12 protein-coding genes, 1 tRNA gene and 1 rRNA gene are annotated in these 13,946 nt (G+C 51.9%); 11 read left to right on the top strand and 3 right to left on the bottom strand.

What is annotated here, in order from left to right:
* Positions 1-10 precede the first annotated feature (10 nt).
* The 4 genes from prmA to NMC31_RS22040 all read left to right on the top strand — a co-directional run bounded on the left by prmA (position 11) and on the right by NMC31_RS22040 (position 2,849).
* Positions 11-892 (top strand): 50S ribosomal protein L11 methyltransferase, encoded by an 882-nt coding sequence (gene prmA, locus NMC31_RS22055; protein ID WP_015962773.1) that lies wholly within the window; start codon positions 11-13, stop codon positions 890-892.
* Positions 893-1,251: 359 nt separating this feature from the next.
* Positions 1,252-2,217, top strand: coding sequence for a tRNA dihydrouridine synthase DusB (gene dusB / locus NMC31_RS22050; protein ID WP_149464045.1), 966 nt, complete (start codon positions 1,252-1,254; stop codon positions 2,215-2,217).
* Positions 2,218-2,241: 24 nt separating this feature from the next.
* Positions 2,242-2,538, top strand: coding sequence for a DNA-binding transcriptional regulator Fis (gene fis / locus NMC31_RS22045; RefSeq protein WP_000462905.1), 297 nt, complete (start codon positions 2,242-2,244; stop codon positions 2,536-2,538).
* Between the two features lie 146 nt (positions 2,539-2,684).
* Complete coding sequence (locus NMC31_RS22040) at positions 2,685-2,849, top strand: DUF2556 family protein (protein WP_149464046.1); 165 nt, start codon at positions 2,685-2,687, stop codon at positions 2,847-2,849.
* Between the two features lie 43 nt (positions 2,850-2,892).
* Here NMC31_RS22040 and envR read toward each other — a convergent pair whose 3' ends face one another.
* Positions 2,893-3,549 carry an acrEF/envCD operon transcriptional regulator gene (gene envR, locus NMC31_RS22035; protein ID WP_253899085.1) on the bottom strand — a complete coding sequence of 219 codons (657 nt, stop codon included), beginning with the start codon at positions 3,547-3,549 and terminating at the stop codon, positions 2,893-2,895.
* 376 nt (positions 3,550-3,925) lie between these two features.
* Between envR and NMC31_RS22030 the strand changes: the two genes are divergently transcribed.
* The 7 genes from NMC31_RS22030 (at position 3,926) to NMC31_RS22000 (ending at position 13,283) form a co-directional block, all read left to right on the top strand.
* On the top strand, positions 3,926-5,083 hold the full coding sequence (locus NMC31_RS22030) for an efflux RND transporter periplasmic adaptor subunit (RefSeq protein WP_253899084.1): 1,158 nt from the start codon (positions 3,926-3,928) through the stop codon (positions 5,081-5,083).
* 14 nt (positions 5,084-5,097) lie between these two features.
* A complete protein-coding gene (locus NMC31_RS22025) occupies positions 5,098-8,211 on the top strand; it encodes an efflux RND transporter permease subunit (RefSeq protein WP_253899083.1) in 3,114 nt (1,037 codons plus the stop codon).
* 252 nt (positions 8,212-8,463) lie between these two features.
* Positions 8,464-8,685, top strand: coding sequence for a lipoprotein (locus NMC31_RS22020; protein WP_015962767.1), 222 nt, complete (start codon positions 8,464-8,466; stop codon positions 8,683-8,685).
* Between the two features lie 448 nt (positions 8,686-9,133).
* Positions 9,134-10,159, top strand: a complete 1,026-nt coding sequence (locus NMC31_RS22015) for an amino acid ABC transporter substrate-binding protein (protein WP_015962766.1) — start codon at positions 9,134-9,136, stop codon at positions 10,157-10,159.
* Between the two features lie 63 nt (positions 10,160-10,222).
* Entirely contained in the window at positions 10,223-11,404 is a 1,182-nt protein-coding gene (locus NMC31_RS22010) for an amino acid ABC transporter permease (protein WP_149464050.1), read from the top strand.
* A gap of 9 nt (positions 11,405-11,413) precedes the next feature.
* The gene (locus tag NMC31_RS22005) at positions 11,414-12,517 is read left to right on the top strand and encodes an amino acid ABC transporter permease (RefSeq protein WP_253899099.1); all 1,104 of its coding nucleotides are present in this window, start codon (positions 11,414-11,416) and stop codon (positions 12,515-12,517) included.
* Positions 12,518-12,524: 7 nt separating this feature from the next.
* Positions 12,525-13,283: an amino acid ABC transporter ATP-binding protein gene (locus NMC31_RS22000; RefSeq protein ID WP_149464052.1), complete on the top strand. Its 759-nt coding sequence runs from the start codon at positions 12,525-12,527 to the stop codon at positions 13,281-13,283.
* 231 nt (positions 13,284-13,514) lie between these two features.
* On the opposite strand, the gene rrf is transcribed toward NMC31_RS22000, so the two are convergent.
* Positions 13,515-13,630, bottom strand: a 5S ribosomal RNA gene (rrf, locus tag NMC31_RS21995).
* Between the two features lie 39 nt (positions 13,631-13,669).
* Positions 13,670-13,745: transfer RNA gene (locus NMC31_RS21990), tRNA-Thr, on the bottom strand.
* Positions 13,746-13,946 lie beyond the last annotated feature (201 nt).

The following is a 13,946-nucleotide window of genomic DNA, read 5'->3' as shown; positions in this document are numbered from 1 at the left end:
AGTTTTTGCCATGCCATGGATCCAACTGAAACTGAACACCAGCGGCGCGAACGCTGAGGACTTAAGCGATGCGCTGATGGAAACGGGCGCCGTCTCCATCACCTTCCAGGATACCCACGATACACCAGTGTTTGAGCCACTCCCGGGTGAAACCCGCCTGTGGGGCGATACGGACGTTATCGGCCTGTTCGACGCAGAAACCGACATGAAAGAGGTGGTTGCCGCCCTGGAACTTCATCCGCTACTGGGCGCCGGTTTTGCGCATAAAATCGAACAACTGGAAGATAAAGACTGGGAACGTGAGTGGATGGATAACTTCCACCCGATGCGTTTCGGCGAGCGTCTGTGGATTTGCCCAAGCTGGCGCGATGTGCCGGATGCCAACGCGGTGAACGTGATGCTTGACCCAGGTCTGGCGTTTGGTACCGGGACGCACCCGACAACCTCTCTGTGCTTGCAGTGGCTCGACGGGCTCGATCTGGCGGGCAAAACCGTTATCGATTTCGGCTGCGGCTCCGGCATTCTGGCTATCGCGGCGTTGAAGCTCGGCGCGGCAAAAGCCATCGGTATTGATATCGACCCGCAGGCGATTCAGGCCAGCCGCGATAACGCTGAACGTAACGGCGTCTCTGAGCGTCTGGAACTTTATCTGCCGCAGGACCAGCCAGACGCCATGAAAGCGGATGTGGTGGTCGCTAACATCCTTGCGGGCCCGTTACGTGAGCTGGCCCCGTTAATCAGCGTGCTGCCCGTTACAGGTGGTTTGCTGGGCCTTTCCGGTATTCTGGCGAGCCAGGCAGAAAGCGTATGCGAAGCTTATGCTGACCTCTTCGACCTCGACGCAGTGGTCGAGAAAGAAGAGTGGTGTCGGATCACCGGCCGCAAGAAGTAAGCCTTCAGGCGGCCTGTCCGGGCCGCCTGTTCCCCCTTGTTTCTGCTGGCAATGGCCATAAATGGGATCCAGATCGCACTATAGCCCCCTATTTTTGCTCATAAAAACAGCGTTTTGTGCCGTGATTACCCGATGAGAAGTAAGAAAAAACGAGAAGTTTTACCTTTTTATCGTTGCGCACAAAACATCCATCTCGAATTAATCTCATGATTCTTAAAGACATTTATTTTTTGACTATCCTTTGAGCTGCGATTCATTGATCTACAACATCTGATTGCTCAAAGTTTGGCCTTTCATCTCGTCCAAAAAATGCGTAATATACGCCGCCTTGCAGTCACAGTATGGTCATTTCTTAACTCATGCGCATCGGACACTATCAGCTCAGAAATCGCCTGATCGCAGCACCTATGGCTGGCATCACTGACAGACCATTCAGGACGCTGTGCTATGAGATGGGAGCAGGTTTAACCGTTTCCGAGATGATGTCATCTAACCCGCAGGTTTGGGAGAGTGATAAGTCTCGCTTACGGATGGTGCACGTTGATGAACCAGGCATCCGAACCGTGCAAATCGCCGGTAGCGATCCTGAAGAGATGGCATGGGCCGCACGCATTAATGTGGAAAGCGGCGCCCAAATTATTGATATCAATATGGGCTGTCCAGCAAAGAAAGTGAATCGCAAGCTCGCGGGCTCAGCCCTACTGCAGTATCCGGACCAGGTGCAGTCTATCCTGACCGCGGTCGTGAAGGCAGTGGACGTACCCGTAACACTCAAAATTCGCACTGGCTGGGCTCCTGAGCACCGTAACTGTGAAGAAATTGCCCAACTGGCTGAAGATTGTGGCATTCAGGCCCTGACGATTCACGGACGCACACGCGCCTGTTTGTTTAATGGTGAAGCTGAGTACGACAGTATTCGGGCAGTTAAGCAGAAAGTTTCCATTCCGGTTATCGCGAATGGCGACATTACTGACCCGCTTAAAGCCAGAGCTGTACTGGACTATACGGGGGCTGATGCCCTGATGATAGGCCGCGCAGCTCAGGGAAGACCCTGGATCTTTCGGGAAATCCAGCATTATCTGGACACTGGGGAGCTGCTGCCCCCTCTGCCTCTGGTAGAGGTTAAGCGCTTACTTTGCGCGCATGTTCGGGAGTTGCACGACTTTTATGGTCAGGCAAAAGGGTACCGAATTGCACGTAAACACGTCTCCTGGTATCTCCAGGAGCACGCTCCAGATGACCAGTTTCGGCGCACATTCAACGCCATTGAGGATGCCAGCGAACAGCTGGAGGCGTTGGAGGCATACTTCGAAAATTTTGCGTAATAGAAATAAAGAGCTGACAGAACTATGTTCGAACAACGCGTAAATTCTGACGTACTGACCGTTTCTACCGTTAACTCTCAGGATCAGGTAACTCAAAAGCCCCTGCGTGACTCGGTTAAACAGGCACTGAAGAACTATTTTGCTCAACTGAATGGTCAGGATGTTAATGATCTGTATGAGCTGGTACTGGCTGAAGTAGAACAGCCCCTGTTGGACATGGTGATGCAATACACCCGCGGTAACCAAACCCGTGCTGCTCTCATGATGGGGATCAACCGCGGTACGCTGCGTAAAAAACTGAAAAAATACGGCATGAACTAAGTTTCGTTTATGACGGATAAAAAGGCGCTACTCGGCATGGGGACGCGCCTTTTTTATTGTCTGTAAAACCCTTCTTCCTCGGCTTTCCTGAACCTCATTTTCGTGTATATTGCTGCCATTCACGTTACCAATACCAGGGTTGGCTCATGATTCGCAAATACGGTTGGCTTGTCGTTTTCGCGCTGTTTATGTTCTTCTTCGATGCGGTAGTGATGCAGTGGATAGAGCTGCTGGCAACGGAAACGGACAAGTGCAGAAACATGAACTCGGTCAATCCGTTAAAGCTGGTGAACTGCAGCGAACTGGAGTAAATCTGGCTGTGCGTAACATGCAGGATAATCGCTTACGCGGATATTATCCTGCAATGCCCTCCGCCATAATGCATTCATCAAAATTATAATTACTTGCCAACATTCGTAGCGTATTATCCACCAGCGCGGGAGCTTGCGTGAATAAATCGTAATGCGACTGATTCATCAACCAGTTTTTAACAATCCCACTAAAGCAACCATGCAGAATAATTAATATCACGTCTAAATCCAGACTGGGTGAGAGCTGCCCTTGCGCGATGGCCTGAATCAATAAGCTGCGCATCTGCGGATGGCTGAATCCAATCTTTTCACGAATATATTGCTCCGAAAGCATTTCTTCGTGAAATTCACATTTATGATACAAAATTTGCATTAATGCCCGCTGACGGGGATTAGTTGCAATATATTGCAATCCCAGTATCAGTTTTTCACGCATCAACCTTAATGGGTTATTCTGCCACTCTGCGGTAAGGTCAAAGGTGATCAGTTCTCCCAGTGCCGGCTGTTGTAGCCAGATTTCATTGAACAACTGTACTTTGTTCTCAAAGTGCCAGTAGATAGCGCCACGTGTGACCTGGGCGGCATCGGCGATATCGTTCAGCGTGGTATTGGTCACGCCACGCGCAGCAAACTGCGCGATCGCCGTTTCGAGCAGAAGCTGACGAGTTTTAAGCGCCTCTGCTTTTGTTTTTTTCGCCATGGCGTAACCCTGCATAGAAGAAAAGATGAATATGGCAATAATGACACTATTTTATCTTTAATTCATCCTGAAGCATTAAAAACCGTCGAGATAACAAATATAATCACAGCAAATAAATAATATAATTATATTCACCATAAATATATAATTTCAGCCATCGGCATTACGTTATATTTAGAAACACGACGCCAATAAAAGATACACTTATCTTATCTCTACTTTATGTTTGCGTGCCTTTCGAAGGGTGAATAAATAACTATTACTTACATAGCCACCTTATTATTTGTAGGATAGCAAACTATTTATTTTCTCGATCTCTGTTTTCTCTATTACCCCGCAACGGTAAATAGCGAGCTTCAGTTTATAAGGAACTGCAATGACGAAATACGCCAGGTTTTCACTCCTGCCCACCTTCATCATCCTTTCGGCTACGTTACTTGCCGGTTGTAACGATCAGGGTGATACGCAAGCCCATCCGCAGCAACCGCAGGTTACCGTGCACATTGTGAAAACGGCGCCGTTGGCGGTGACCACTGAACTGCCGGGCCGTACATCTGCCTTCCGCATCGCCCAGGTCCGCCCACAGGTCAGCGGTATCATCCTGCAACGGCACTTCACGGAAGGCAGCGACGTTGAAGCGGGGCAATCGCTGTACCAGATTGACCCGGCAACCTATCAGGCCGATTACGACAGTGCGAAGGCCGAACTGGGGAAAAGTGAAGCTGCCGCGCAGATTGCCCACCTGACGGTGAAACGCTATGTGCCGCTGGTGGGGACCAAATACATCAGCCAGCAAGAATATGACCAGGCCATTGCCGACGCGCGTCAGGCGGATGCGGTAGTCGTTGCCGCCAAAGCGTCGGTTGAGAGCGCGCGTATCAATCTGGCTTATACCAAAGTCACGTCACCCATCAGCGGACGTATTGGTAAATCCAATGTGACGGAAGGCGCACTGGTGACAAACGGGCAATCCACCGAACTGGCAACCGTACAACAGTTAGACCCTATCTATGTCGACGTAACACAGTCCAGCAGCGACTTTATGCGCCTGAAACAGTCCGTCGAGCAGGGTAATCTGCAAAAAGAGAATACTGCCAGCAACGTGGAACTGCTGATGGAGAATGGCCAGCCTTATCCCCTAAAAGGCACCCTGCAGTTCTCTGACGTCACCGTCGATGAAAGCACCGATTCTATTACTCTGCGCGCCGTCTTCCCGAATCCGCAGCATACATTGCTGCCCGGAATGTTTGTGCGCGCCCGCATCGATGAAGGTGTGCAGCCAGATGCCATGCTGGTGCCGCAACAGGGCGTCACACGCACGCCACGCGGTGATGCCACCGTGATGGTGGTCAACAATGACAGCACCGTCGAGACCCGTAACGTAACCGCCACTCAGGCCATTGGCGACCAATGGTTGATTAGCGACGGGCTGAAGACGGGCGACAAGGTGATTGTCAGCGGTTTACAGAAAGTGCATCCCGGCGCGAAGGTTACCGCCGTTAGCGATGAATCAACCCCGCCTGCGGCGCAGTAAGGTATCCCTACGAAATGGCTAACTTTTTTATTAAGCGTCCAATTTTCGCCTGGGTATTGGCTATCATTCTGATGATGGCTGGCGTGCTGGCGATTTTACAACTGCCGGTTGCGCAGTATCCCACTATCGCGCCACCAGCAGTCTCTGTTTCCGCTAACTACCCGGGCGCAGATGCGCAGACGGTACAGGATACGGTGACGCAGGTTATCGAGCAGAACATGAACGGTATCGATAACCTGATGTACATGTCGTCCACCAGCGACTCCGCCGGGAGCGTGACGATAACCCTCACCTTCCAGTCAGGTACCGATCCGGATATCGCACAGGTGCAGGTGCAGAATAAACTTCAGCTCGCCACGCCGCTGCTGCCGCAGGAAGTGCAGCAGCAAGGTATCAGCGTCGAAAAATCGAGCAGCAGCTTCCTCATGGTGGCCGGTTTTGTCTCCGATAACCCCGCCACCACGCAGGATGATATTTCTGACTATGTGGCCTCTAATATTAAAGACTCCATTAGTCGCCTTAACGGCGTGGGCGATGTACAGCTGTTCGGCGCACAATACGCCATGCGTATCTGGCTGGATGCCAACCTTCTGAATAAATATCGCCTTACCCCGGTTGATGTCATCAACCAGCTAAAGGTGCAGAACGACCAAATTGCCGCCGGTCAGCTTGGCGGCACGCCAGCGCTTACGGGGCAACAACTTAACGCCTCCATCATTGCGCAAACGCGTCTGAAAGATCCGGTTGAGTTCGGGAACGTTACACTGCGCGTGAATACTGACGGCTCCGTGGTGCACCTGAAAGATGTCGCACGCATTGAGCTGGGTGGTGAGAACTACAACGTGGTGGCACGGATTAACGGCAATCCGGCTTCGGGCCTGGGTATCAAGCTGGCGACGGGCGCCAACGCCCTTGATACCGCAAAAGCCATTAAAGAGAAGCTGGCAGAACTGCAACCTTTCTTCCCGCAAGGGATGAAAGTGGTTTATCCATACGACACAACACCGTTTGTGAAAATTTCCATCAATGAGGTAGTGAAAACCCTTTTCGAAGCGATCGTGTTGGTCTTCCTTGTAATGTATCTGTTTTTACAGAATTTACGCGCGACGCTTATCCCGACGATCGCGGTCCCGGTCGTACTTCTGGGAACGTTCGCCATTCTGTCCGCCTTCGGTTACTCCATTAATACCCTGACGATGTTTGGGATGGTGCTCGCCATAGGCCTGCTGGTCGATGATGCCATCGTGGTGGTGGAGAACGTCGAGCGCGTAATGGCTGAAGAACATCTGCCGCCAAGGGAAGCGACAGAAAAATCGATGTCGCAAATTCAGGGTGCGCTGGTCGGGATTGCGATGGTGCTGTCGGCAGTGTTTATTCCGATGGCCTTCTTTGGCGGATCTACCGGGGCGATTTATCGACAATTCTCTATCACCATCGTGTCGGCGATGGCGCTATCGGTATTGGTTGCGTTAATCCTCACGCCGGCACTGTGCGCTACCCTTTTAAAACCGATGTCGCCAGAGCAGCATGCTCCTAAAGGTGGTTTCTTTGGCTGGTTTAACAATCTGTTCGAACAAAGCGTAGGGCATTACACCGACAGCGTGAGCCGGATTCTGGGTTCAACCGGGCGTTATCTGCTGATCTTTGTTCTGATTGTTGCCGGGATGGTGATCCTGGCATTGCGTCTTCCGTCCTCGTTCCTTCCTGACGAGGATCAAGGCGTATTTATGACCATCGTTCAGCTTCCCGCGGGGGCGACGCAGGAACGCACGCAAAAAGTGCTCGACCAGGTGACGCATTATTACCTGAATAATGAAAAAGCGGATGTCGAAAGCGTGTTTACCGTTAACGGATTCAGCTTTAGCGGTCAGGCGCAAAACGCAGGGATGGCGTTTGTCAGCCTGAAACCGTGGGAGCAGCGTGAAGGAAAAGAGTCGAAGGTTACCGCCATTTTGAGCCGCGCCAATGCGGCATTTGAAAAGATTACCGATGGCTCTGTACGGGGCTTTAACATGCCGCCCATTCTGGAGCTGGGTACGGCCACCGGTTTTGACTTCGAACTCATCGACCAGGGCGGGCTGGGCCATCAGGCGTTAACCGCGGCACGTAACGAACTGCTGGGCAAAGCCATGCAGCATCCTGATGTTCTGGAAGGCGTCCGACCCAACGGGCTGGAAGATACGGTACAGTTTAAGCTCGATGTCGATCAGGAAAAGGCGCAGGCACTGGGTGTATCGCTCTCTGATATCAACGAGACTATTTCGGCCTCGCTGGGCGGCGCTTACGTTAACGACTTTATCGACCGTGGTCGCGTGAAAAAGGTTTACGTGCAGGCGGATGCGAAGTTCCGCATGCTACCGGAAGATATTAATAATCTTTACGTGCGCAGTGCGAGTGGCGAAATGGTGCCGTTCTCCACCTTCAGCTCAGCACGCTGGACTCACGGCTCACCGCGTCTGGAACGCTATAACAGGCTACCTTCAATGGAAATTCAGGGCGAATCCGCTCCGGGTAAAAGTACCGGTGAAGCGATGGCGCTGATGGAGCATTTGGCGTCGACGCTGCCAGTGGGCATTGGTTACGACTGGACCGGGATGTCCTATCAGGAGCGACTGTCAGGCAACCAGGCACCTGCCCTGATCGGCATCTCTTTCGTTATCGTCTTCCTCTGCCTGGCCGCGCTCTACGAGAGCTGGTCGATTCCATTCTCCGTGATGCTGGTTGTACCGCTGGGGATCGTTGGCGTGTTGTTAGCTGCTACGCTCTTTGGCCAGAAAAATGACGTCTACTTTATGGTTGGCCTACTCACCACCATTGGTCTATCGGCCAAGAACGCCATTCTGATCGTGGAGTTTGCCAAAGATTTGATGGAGAAAGAGGGCAAAGGCATCATCGAAGCAACGTTGATGTCAGTACGAATGCGTCTGCGTCCCATCCTGATGACATCGCTGGCGTTTATCCTCGGCGTATTACCGCTGGCAATCAGCAACGGCGCCGGGAGCGGCGCGCAGAATGCGGTGGGTATTGGCGTGATGGGCGGGATGGTTTCCGCGACATTGTTAGCCATCTTCTTCGTCCCCGTCTTCTTTGTGGTGATTCGTCGTCGCTTCAAAGGTAAAGGCGAGTAAGACTGAAACATAAAGGCGTCTTCGGACGCCTTTTTTTATGGAGTCTGAAGGCTATAATAATTAATAAGATAGTGATTCGTTCTTTCTTAAAACCAATCTATAAAATTCTTCTCTCTTCATTATTTTTACAATTCACATGAATTGACATTATTCCGCACGATGGTCTTTATATCGCCAGTGATAAAATAGCCTTGAGCTCGTTAATAAGGAATTCAACTTATTAAGCGAAGGCGTGATTATTGAGGTAACACCATGAAAAGATTAATTTCTGTCGCACTGCTTACCGCGCTGCTGGCAGGTTGTGCTCACGATTCTCCCTGCGTACCGGTCTATGATGACCAGGGCCGCCTGGTTCATACCAATACCTGCATGAAAGGCACCACTCAGGATAACTGGGAGACTGCCGGTGCCGTCGCGGTGGGGACTGCCGCCGTGGCGGGTCTGACGATGGGGATCATCGCCCTGTCCAAATAATGCTTTCCGCGCGCGGCCCTGACCGCGCGCTTGCCTTTCTGTGGTGCAATTTTTTAAACGCCATACGCTGTATAAATAAATACATATAGAAGTTAATCACATCCTGTTGTCTTAAATATTGCTGCGTTGCAATTATTCGTGTTGCTTTTCACATATTCAATTCATCCTACAGTTTGCTTATATTCACGGCCAAAACTGTTAGCGAACTGTTGCCGTTAAAAAGAGAATATTTTGCGCCAAAATGTGGCTTACGTTGTAATTTCGCACTGTTTCGGGGCGCTGATTTTATTTTTTCCTGTCTACACTCAGACATATTGCGCTGTCACTCGCTCGCGCAAACCTGGCACTACGTTTGCTTAGTAAAAAAGTAGAGCCATCACGACAGACAGGTTCAGGCGTTTCCCAAACGTCACTTATAACGATAATTTCTCGCCACACAGGATGCATTATGAAAAAGATAATGATAGCCAGCCTCGCCGCTGCCGGCGCGCTGTTTGCAGTTGTGAATCAGGCACATGCAGGTACCACATTTGATGCAGTTAAGAAAAAGGGGTTCGTCCAGTGTGGGATAAGTGACGGCTTGCCCGGTTTCTCTTACGCCGATGCTGATGGCAAATTTAGCGGTATCGACGTAGATGTCTGTCGCGGCGTCGCCGCTGCCGTCTTTGGTGATGCCAGCAAAGTAAAATATACCCCTCTCACTGCCAAAGAGCGCTTCACTGCACTGCAATCGGGTGAAGTCGATCTACTCTCCCGTAATACCACCTGGACCTCCTCGCGCGATGCTGGCATGGGGATGTCGTTCACCGGCGTCACCTATTACGACGGTATTGGCTTCCTGACCCATAACAAGGCCGACCTGAAAAGTGCGAAGGAGCTGGATGGCGCGACGGTTTGTATTCAGGCAGGCACAGATACGGAACTGAACGTGGCGGACTACTTCAAAGCAAATAACATGAAGTATACGCCGGTGACCTTCGACCGCTCTGACGAATCGGCCAAAGCGCTGGAGTCAGGCCGCTGCGATACGCTGGCCTCTGACCAGTCTCAACTGTATGCCCTGCGTATCAAGTTGGGTAACCCGGCGGAGTGGATTGTACTGCCTGAGGTTATCTCAAAAGAGCCGCTCGGGCCGGTAGTACGCCGTGGCGATGACGAATGGTTCTCCGTCGTTCGCTGGACGCTTTTCGCCATGCTGAACGCCGAAGAGATGGGTATCAACTCGAAGAATGTGGACGAGAAAGCCGCCAGCCCTGCCACGCCGGATATGGCGCACCTGTTAGGCAAAGAGGGTGATTACGGGAAAGATCTTAAGCTCGATAACAAATGGGCTTACAACATTGTGAAACAGGTCGGCAACTACGGCGAGATCTTCGAGCGCAATGTCGGATCGGAAAGCCCGCTGAAGATCAAACGCGGGCAAAACAACCTCTGGAACAACGGCGGGATTCAATACGCTCCCCCAGTACGCTAAGCACGGCAGTAACGGGCGCTGCGCTGCGGCGCCCACATTTTTGTTCTGGTTCTGAGGTTTTTTATGCGCCATCGTCACCCAACCGTAAAGGGAGCCCTCTCCTTTTCTAATCCCACGGTTCGTGCCTGGCTGTTTCAAATTATCGCCGTAGTGACGCTTGTCGCTATCGCCATCTATTTGATACACAACACGATTACCAACCTGAATAACCGCGGTATCACCTCAGGCTTCGCTTTTCTCGATCGCAGCGCCGGGTTTGGTATCGTCCAGCACCTGATTGATTATCAGCAGGGAGATACCTATGGCCGGGTGTTTCTGGTCGGACTGCTGAACACACTGCTGGTTTCCGCCCTCTGTATTGTTTTCGCCTCGATACTCGGCTTTTTCCTTGGCCTGGCCCGCTTATCAGATAACTGGCTGCTGCGTAAACTCTCTACGATTTACATCGAGACGTTCCGTAATATTCCCCCGCTGCTGCAAATTTTTTTCTGGTACTTTGCCGTACTGCGCAACCTGCCGGGGCCGCGTCAGGCGGTTAACGCCTTTGACCTGCTGTTTCTCAGCAATCGTGGGCTGTATATTCCTGCACCGCAGTTAGGGGAAGGGCTGCTGGCATTTCTGGCAGCCATGATTGTCGCTATTGCCATCTCTATCGGGCTGTATCGCTATAACACATTACGACAGATCAAAACGGGCCAGCTCCGCCGTACCTGGCCTGCTGCGCTGGCGCTCATTATTGGCTTACCGTTTCTGGCTCACGTGCTTTTTGGCGCGGCATTACACTGGGATGTGCCGGAACTGCGGGGGTTTAACTTCCGCGGTGGCATGGCGCTTATCCCTGAATTGGCGGCGCTCACCCTGGCGCTCTCTGTGTATACGTCGGCGTTTATCGCGGAAATTATTCGTGCGGGTATTCAGGCGGTGCCTTATGGTCAGCATGAAGCGGCGCGTTCACTGGGGCTGCCGAATCCGATCACGCTGCGCCAGGTGATCATCCCACAGGCGCTGCGGGTTATCATTCCGCCGCTCACCAGCCAATATCTGAACATTGTGAAGAACTCCTCTTTAGCGGCAGCGATTGGTTATCCGGATATGGTGTCACTGTTTGCCGGAACGGTACTCAACCAGACTGGACAGGCGATTGAAACCATCGCCATTACCATGTCGGTTTACCTGATTATCAGCCTGACGATCTCCCTGCTGATGAACCTCTATAACCGCCGCATCGCCCTGGTCGAGCGTTAAGGAGCCATGATGACAAAAGCACTGTTATCGCATCCGGTCCCGCCCACGCCAGCTTCATCCTGGCGACCGCTGGTCTGGATACGTAAAAACCTGTTCTCCAGTTGGCTGAATAGCTTGCTCACCCTGTTCTGCCTGTGGCTGATGTGGCAGTTAATTCCGCCACTGCTGAACTGGGCATTTTTGCAGGCCAACTGGATTGGCACGACACGCGCCGATTGTACGAAAGCCGGGGCGTGCTGGGTCTTTATCCACCAACGTTTTGGCCAGTTTATGTATGGCCTCTATCCGCACGATCAGCGCTGGCGAATTAATCTGGCACTGCTGATTGGCCTGTTCTCCATAGCGCTGATGTTCTGGCGCAACATGCCACAGCGCGGGCGCTACATTGCTGGTTGGGCGGTTATCTATCCGCTAATTGTTTGGGGCCTGCTGTACGGTGGAATTTTTGGGCTGGATCGCGTCGAGACGCGCCAGTGGGGCGGGCTGACACTGACGCTGATTATCGCCTCTGTTGGCATCGCGGGGGCACTCCCACTCGGGATCCTCCTTGCGTTAGGCCGGCGCTCGACGATGCCAGTGGTGCGTATTCTGTCGGTAATTTTTATCGAGTTCTGGCGCGGCGTGCCGCTTATTACGGTTCTGTTTATGTCTTCGGTCATGCTACCGCTCTTTATGGCGGAAGGCACCAGTATCGATAAGCTGATTCGCGCGTTGGTCGGTGTGATCCTGTTCCAGTCAGCCTACGTCGCGGAAGTGGTACGCGGCGGACTTCAGGCGCTGCCAAAGGGTCAATATGAAGCCGCGGAGTCGCTGGCGCTGGGCTACTGGAGGATGCAGGGACTGGTTATTCTTCCACAGGCGCTGAAACTGGTGATTCCAGGTCTGGTGAACACCATCATTGCGTTGTTTAAGGATACCAGCCTGGTGATCATCATCGGCCTGTTTGATCTCTTCAGCAGCGTACAACAAGCAACCGTCGATCCCACCTGGCTGGGAATGTCGACCGAAGGATATGTCTTCGCTGCACTGATCTACTGGATCTTCTGTTTTAGCATGTCGCGCTATAGCCAGTACCTGGAAAAGCGCTTCCACACCGGGCGTACACCGCACTGAGGAATCTATGAGCCAAATTTTGATGCAACCCGCCGACGCGATGATTACGCTGGAAAATGTGAATAAATGGTACGGGCAATTCCATGTTTTAAAAGACATTAATCTGAAAGTGAGGCCGGGTGAGCGTATTGTATTATGCGGGCCTTCGGGCTCTGGAAAATCAACGACCATTCGCTGCATCAACCACCTGGAGGAGCATCAGCAGGGACGGATTATTGTCGATGGGATCGAGCTAAACGACGATCTGCGTAATATCGAGAAAGTACGTCAGGAAGTAGGCATGGTGTTCCAGCACTTTAATTTATTCCCGCATCTGACCGTTCTGCAAAACTGTACGCTGGCGCCCATTTGGGTGCATAAAATGCCAAAGAAAGAGGCAGAAGCGCTGGCGATGCATTACCTTGAACGCGTGAGAATTGCCGAGCATGCACATAAGTTTCCCGGGCAAATTTCCGGCGGGCAGCAGCAGCGTGTCGCGATTGCCCGTTCTCTGTGCATGAAACCCAAGATTATGCTGTTTGATGAACCAACATCGGCGCTCGATCCAGAGATGGTTAAAGAGGTGCTGGATACGATGATTGGACTGGCGCAGTCGGGTATGACGATGCTGTGTGTTACGCATGAGATGGGTTTTGCACGTACCGTTGCTGATCGCGTGATATTTATGGATCGCGGAGAAATTGTTGAGCAGGCCGCGCCAGAGGAGTTTTTTGCACATCCGAAATCCGAGCGTACACGCGCATTTTTATCGCAGGTAATCCATTAATTGCTATCCCGTTTTTTCGCACCAATGCAAAAAGGCCATCCTTTCGGATGGCCTTCTGCTTTATTAATTATTGAGCCAACAAATTCCCTGGTGGCGCTACACTTACCAGGTCTACACAGTTCAGGTTCGCACCGTACCCGTAGGCCGGATAAGGCGAAGCCGCCATCCGGCATTTTTTTCGCTCCAATGCAAAAAGGCCATCCTTCCGGATGGCCTTCTGCTTTATTTGATGTCTGGCAGTTCCCTACTCTCGCATGGGGAGACCCCACACTACCATCGGCGCTACGGCGTTTCACTTCTGAGTTCGGCATGGGGTCAGGTGGGACCACCGCGCTACTGCCGCCAGACAAATTCTTTTCTAATCTGCCGAACTTTAACCTAAAAAGTGGTGCTGATACCCAGAGTCGAACTGGGGACCTCACCCTTACCAAGGGTGCGCTCTACCAACTGAGCCATATCAGCACGCTTAATCTGATGCCTGGCAGTTTATGAATCACTTCGTGATTCACCCTCTGGGCCGTTGCTTTGCAACGTTCAAAAGCTTTCGCTTTTGTCCTACTCTCTTATCGAGTAGTGAACTGCCTCAAAGGTCAGTGCCATACTTCTTAATTTGATGCCTGGCAGTTCCCTACTCTCGCATGGGGAGACCCCACACTACCATCG

This window comes from Pseudocitrobacter vendiensis (assembly GCF_943590815.1).
Lineage (GTDB): Bacteria > Pseudomonadota > Gammaproteobacteria > Enterobacterales > Enterobacteriaceae > Pseudocitrobacter > Pseudocitrobacter vendiensis.
This window is presented reverse-complemented; position numbering and strand designations above follow the sequence as displayed.

Bases quoted from the DNA above. Each gene is read 5' to 3' on its own strand.
- prmA (WP_015962773.1), top strand. From the start codon at position 11: ATGCCATGGATCCAACTGAAACTGAACACCAGCGGCGCGAACGCTGAG.
- dusB (WP_149464045.1), top strand. From the start codon at position 1,252: ATGCGCATCGGACACTATCAGCTCAGAAATCGCCTGATCGCAGCACCT.
- fis (WP_000462905.1), top strand. From the start codon at position 2,242: ATGTTCGAACAACGCGTAAATTCTGACGTACTGACCGTTTCTACCGTT.
- NMC31_RS22040 (WP_149464046.1), top strand. From the start codon at position 2,685: ATGATTCGCAAATACGGTTGGCTTGTCGTTTTCGCGCTGTTTATGTTC.
- envR (WP_253899085.1), bottom strand. From the start codon at position 3,549: ATGGCGAAAAAAACAAAAGCAGAGGCGCTTAAAACTCGTCAGCTTCTG.
- NMC31_RS22030 (WP_253899084.1), top strand. From the start codon at position 3,926: ATGACGAAATACGCCAGGTTTTCACTCCTGCCCACCTTCATCATCCTT.
- NMC31_RS22025 (WP_253899083.1), top strand. From the start codon at position 5,098: ATGGCTAACTTTTTTATTAAGCGTCCAATTTTCGCCTGGGTATTGGCT.
- NMC31_RS22020 (WP_015962767.1), top strand. From the start codon at position 8,464: ATGAAAAGATTAATTTCTGTCGCACTGCTTACCGCGCTGCTGGCAGGT.
- NMC31_RS22015 (WP_015962766.1), top strand. From the start codon at position 9,134: ATGAAAAAGATAATGATAGCCAGCCTCGCCGCTGCCGGCGCGCTGTTT.
- NMC31_RS22010 (WP_149464050.1), top strand. From the start codon at position 10,223: ATGCGCCATCGTCACCCAACCGTAAAGGGAGCCCTCTCCTTTTCTAAT.
- NMC31_RS22005 (WP_253899099.1), top strand. From the start codon at position 11,414: ATGACAAAAGCACTGTTATCGCATCCGGTCCCGCCCACGCCAGCTTCA.
- NMC31_RS22000 (WP_149464052.1), top strand. From the start codon at position 12,525: ATGAGCCAAATTTTGATGCAACCCGCCGACGCGATGATTACGCTGGAA.